The sequence below is a fragment of the Agromyces humi genome (assembly GCF_009720255.1).
GTDB lineage: Bacteria > Actinomycetota > Actinomycetes > Actinomycetales > Microbacteriaceae > Agromyces > Agromyces humi.
Map to the genome: position 1 here is coordinate 1 of NZ_WJSP02000723.1, position 738 is coordinate 738.

The 738-nt window shown below is 72.6% G+C and carries 1 protein-coding gene; it reads left to right on the plus strand.

Annotation, left to right across the window (positions count from 1 at the left end; genetic code table 11):
- Positions 1 to 638: ABC transporter transmembrane domain-containing protein (locus GH736_RS23785; RefSeq protein WP_268891269.1), on the plus strand; the 638-nt coding region annotated here is incomplete at its 5' end.
- Positions 639 to 738 lie beyond the last annotated feature (100 nt).

A 738-nucleotide genomic window follows, 5' to 3' on the forward strand; every position in this document is an offset into this window, starting at 1 on the left:
GCGGCATGCTGCGCCGGGCCGTGCCGCCCGCACGGCAGCTGCTCCCGGCCATCCTCCTCGGCATCGGGTCGGCCGCATCGAGTGTCGCGCTCCTGGCCTGCTCGGCGTGGCTGATCGCGCGTGCCGCCGAGCAGCCGCCCGTGCTCTACCTCTCGCTCGGCATCGTCGGCGTGCGCGCCTTCGCCCTCGGACGTGCCGCCTTCCGCTATCTCGAGCGCCTCACCGGGCACGATGCGTCCTTCCGCCAGCTCGCGTCGATCAGGGCCGGCATCTTCGAGCGGATGCTGCCGATGGCGCCCGACGCCCTCGCGTCGAGCCGACGCGGCGACCTCCTCGCCCGGTTCGTCGACGACGTCGACGAACTGCAGAACGTCCCGCTCCGCGTGGTGCAGCCGATGGTGAGCGCCCTGGTCGTCCTGGCCATCGCCGTGGCGGGGATCGCGTTCCTCGCCCCGGCGTCGGCGCTGGCGGTGCTCGGATGCCTCGTGGCCGGCATCGGAGCCACCCTCCTCGTGCAGCGGGGTGCGGCTCGACGAGCGGAGCGCGATCTCGCCCAGCGGCACGCCCGCCGAGGAAGGACGGCGTGGTCGCCGTCGGCGAGCTCGGCTACGACAGCTCGCCGCTGCCCGCCGAGTTGAGGTGGACGCCCCCGTTGTCCCGAGCGTGAAGGAGATCTGGAGCATCAGGTCGAACGAGCTCGAGATCGTCGGGAAGATGATCGCCATTGCCAGGTCGGCG